The organism is Paraburkholderia sp., assembly GCF_035656215.1.
Taxonomy (GTDB): Bacteria; Pseudomonadota; Gammaproteobacteria; order Burkholderiales; family Burkholderiaceae; genus Paraburkholderia.
The window spans coordinates 1-2858 of sequence record NZ_DASRSY010000111.1; the positions used below are offsets into that span (position 1 = coordinate 1).

The window sequence follows — 2858 nt, forward strand, 5'->3', positions numbered from 1 at the left end:
GAGTGCGATCTCTTTTGCGCGTTTTTTACTTGCGATTTTATAAGTGTGCCGAATACAATCCGCCCGTCTCATCAAAAGGAGTCCCTCGTGGACGTGGTGGCAGCTGCAGGCGGACTTCCAATATGTGTTCCGTCCCGCCGGCGGTATTCCTGATCCGAACAATCCGTCGCAGCGCGTCGGCAACGAAGCGATCGTCGGGTTGCGGACCAATATCGTTTTTTGAGTGGGCGGAGTGAGTGTTTCGACGCGCTTCTGGGCACAGCAGCGCGTTGAAGCACTTACGATCGGGCAGGGGGATGGGCGATCCGGCGTTGTGGGAATTCCAGTTCCAGAACGTCAATACGCAACTAACGGTCAAGTCCGCCCAGCCCCTCCAAACAACGCGACGCCCGCTTCGATGGAAACTGAAGACGGCCGTCGCTCGCGCCCTATGCAGCAGCTATGCAGTGAAGAGACCGGCTATGCCACTCAACGATTGCCGTCAAGCAGATCACCGAGCAATTCGTCGAATGCGGCTTGCGCGTCTTCGAGTTCCTGCAATGCAGCGTCGAATGTTTGCAACGCGAACTGCGAAGGCTGGCCGCTGCCGGCCGGCGGGAATTGCGATTGCAGCGAGGCGAAGGCCGCCTTTACCCGCGTGGTTGCGGTCAACACGCGTTCCATCGCGGCTGTCTCTTCGGCTCGCGCCTGTTCGTGATCCATGAAAACTCCGTACTCGTCTGGTCGGCTCGCACCGTATCAAATGGGTGACTATGCCATGTTCGCGCTCAGGACAGCGGCAGCCCGCCGTTAGCCTTGACTTCCCGCAGCGACAACGCCGACTCCACCGATGTCACGCCCGGCAGGCTGCGCATCTCGTCGCGCATAAAAGTGCCGTAGTCGTCGAGATCGCGCGCGACGACTTGCAGGATGTAGTCGGCACTGCCCGAGACGTTGTGGCACGCCAGGATTCTCGGGATTGCCTGCACCTCGCGCTCGAAACGGGTGGCCATCGCGCGGTCGTGTACGGCGAAACGCACGTAGACGAACGCGACGACCCCGAGGCCTAGGGCGGAGCGCGAAAGCATCGCGCGGTACCGGTCGATATAGCCGTCGTTCTCAAGCCGCTTGAGGCGGCGTGCGCAAGGCGTCTCGCTCAAGCCGACCATTTCGGCCAGCCGTGCATTCGACATGCGGCCGTCGTTCTGCAGCGCGGCGAGGATGGCACGGTCTGTTTTATCGAGGTCGGTTGTCATGGTTTTGGCTGATTACTGTGAGCTGGCGGAAAACATGGCTTGAGATCGGAATATTAGCGTATTCCTCCAAAAGCAAGGCGCCTGTTCCTGTATTTCGCCAACAAACGCTCCGTCGACGATAGCAAGATAGAGCCCTTAAAAACAAGAGGCTTCTATGATTTCTGCACACCTTCTGGTCGTCTATATCGCTGCGTTGTTTGTGGTTTATGCCGTGCCTGGACCCGACATGGCGCTGGTTCTGCAAACGAGTATCGGACGTGGCGTGCGCAGTGGTTTCGCGGCGGCCGGCGGCTTGGGGATGGCGCGTGCAACGCACGTCACGTTGTCGGCGTGCGGAGTGGCGGCACTGTTGCGCAGTGCGCCCTGGCTGTACGACGTGGTGCGTTACGGCGGCGCGGTGTATCTCGCGTGGGTTGGCATTCAGATCTTCCGCTCACCAGTATTCGCGTTGCCTGAAGGTGGCACGGTGAGCGCCGAGTCACGCCCGTTGCATGCCGCTTTCGTCAAAGGCTTGCTGACCAATCTGCTGAACCCGAAAGCGCTGCTGTTCTGTTCAGTGCTATTGCCGCAGTTCGTGCGTCCTGAGGCCGGACCGGTTGCGTTGCAGATGATCGAACTGGGTCTGGTGCTACTCGCTATCGGCGCGTGTTTCGACGCCATGTACGCGATCGGCGCGGCGCGCATCGCTGGCTGGATGCGCGCTCATCCTCTCGCGCAGACACTGCAGCGTTGGACTTTCTCCGCGGCGCTGATTGGCTTTGCGCTGCGGCTTTCGCTGGACTGATTGCGCATGACAGGTAGCGAATAGGGATCAAGTGCGACGACATGTTGCATGTGCCGTGCCCGCACGCAAAGTGATTGTGTTAATAAAGCCGATAGACAGCCGCGCACGGTCCCGCGGCAACACAACCATTCGCTTCTATCTGTCGATGAAAACTTTTCTGCTTTATGCCGTAACCGCCGTTGCCGAAATTGTCGGATGCTATTTGCCATGGCGTTGGCTGAAGGAGGGCGGCTCCATCTGGCTGCTGGTGCCCGGCGCGCTCAGTCTCGCGTTGTTTGCGTGGCTGTTGACGCTGCACGGCACCGCCGCAGGCCGCGTGTATGCGGCTTACGGCGGTGTCTACGTGGCGGTGGCGATTGCGTGGCTATGGTGCGTCGACAAAGTGCGCCCCACGCTGTGGGATGCGGTCGGCGTGGCATTCACACTGGCCGGCATGGCGATCATCGCGTTCCAGCCACCCGTTTGATGCCGCTCGCGCACAGCGCATGGGCTGTTCATGCTCGCACGGTCTATGCATCGTTCAAACACGTGGCCGATGTGCGACTCACGTGCCGCTTATCCCTCGCTCCAGCCGTGCTCACGCAATAGCAAGCGCGCCTTCTTACTTGACACCACCCAGATAGTCGAGCTTGCCGAGTTCGACGCCGTTGTGACGCAGAATGTCGTACGCCGTCGTGACGTGAAAATAGAAGTTTGGCAGCACGAAACCGAGCAGATATGACAGCCCCGTGAACTCGATCGGGCCGTTGCGCATTTTCAGCGTGATGGGACGCTCTTCCGATCCGTCGATCTGCTGCGCGTTGAATTCCTTCAAATATTCAATCGTCTTTTGAAGGCGG

Annotated in this window: 5 protein-coding genes and 1 pseudogene; 3 read left to right on the forward strand and 3 right to left on the reverse strand. The window is 59.6% G+C overall.

Annotated elements, in window-relative coordinates:
* Nucleotides 1-94: 94 nt before the first annotated feature.
* Nucleotides 95-223: pseudogene (locus VFE81_RS06290) on the forward strand (carbohydrate porin); the annotation flags it as partial.
* A 245-nt stretch (nucleotides 224-468) separates the two neighbouring features.
* On the opposite strand, the gene VFE81_RS06295 reads toward VFE81_RS06290, so the two are convergent.
* Both VFE81_RS06295 and VFE81_RS06300 read right to left on the reverse strand, forming a co-directional pair.
* The gene (locus VFE81_RS06295) at nucleotides 469-702 is read right to left on the reverse strand and encodes a hypothetical protein (protein WP_325043769.1); all 234 of its coding nucleotides are present in this window, start codon (nucleotides 700-702) and stop codon (nucleotides 469-471) included.
* A gap of 65 nt (nucleotides 703-767) precedes the next feature.
* Complete coding sequence (locus VFE81_RS06300; RefSeq protein WP_325043770.1) at nucleotides 768-1235, reverse strand: Lrp/AsnC family transcriptional regulator; 468 nt, start codon at nucleotides 1233-1235, stop codon at nucleotides 768-770.
* Between the two features lie 154 nt (nucleotides 1236-1389).
* Between VFE81_RS06300 and VFE81_RS06305 the strand changes: the two genes are divergently transcribed.
* On the forward strand, nucleotides 1390-2019 hold the full coding sequence (locus tag VFE81_RS06305; RefSeq protein WP_325043771.1) for a LysE family translocator: 630 nt from the start codon (nucleotides 1390-1392) through the stop codon (nucleotides 2017-2019).
* A 145-nt stretch (nucleotides 2020-2164) separates the two neighbouring features.
* Complete coding sequence (locus VFE81_RS06310; protein ID WP_325043772.1) at nucleotides 2165-2485, forward strand: YnfA family protein; 321 nt, start codon at nucleotides 2165-2167, stop codon at nucleotides 2483-2485.
* A gap of 135 nt (nucleotides 2486-2620) precedes the next feature.
* On the opposite strand, the gene VFE81_RS06315 is transcribed toward VFE81_RS06310, so the two are convergent.
* Nucleotides 2621-2858 (reverse strand): DUF1993 domain-containing protein (locus VFE81_RS06315; RefSeq protein WP_325043773.1); only part of this gene is annotated, 238 nt, incomplete at its 5' end.

Excerpts from the sequence above, each read along its gene's own strand:
- VFE81_RS06295 (WP_325043769.1), bottom strand. The coding sequence starts at position 702 with ATGGATCACGAACAGGCGCGAGCCGAAGAGACAGCCGCGATGGAACGC.
- VFE81_RS06300 (WP_325043770.1), bottom strand. The coding sequence starts at position 1,235 with ATGACAACCGACCTCGATAAAACAGACCGTGCCATCCTCGCCGCGCTG.
- VFE81_RS06305 (WP_325043771.1), top strand. The coding sequence starts at position 1,390 with ATGATTTCTGCACACCTTCTGGTCGTCTATATCGCTGCGTTGTTTGTG.
- VFE81_RS06310 (WP_325043772.1), top strand. The coding sequence starts at position 2,165 with ATGAAAACTTTTCTGCTTTATGCCGTAACCGCCGTTGCCGAAATTGTC.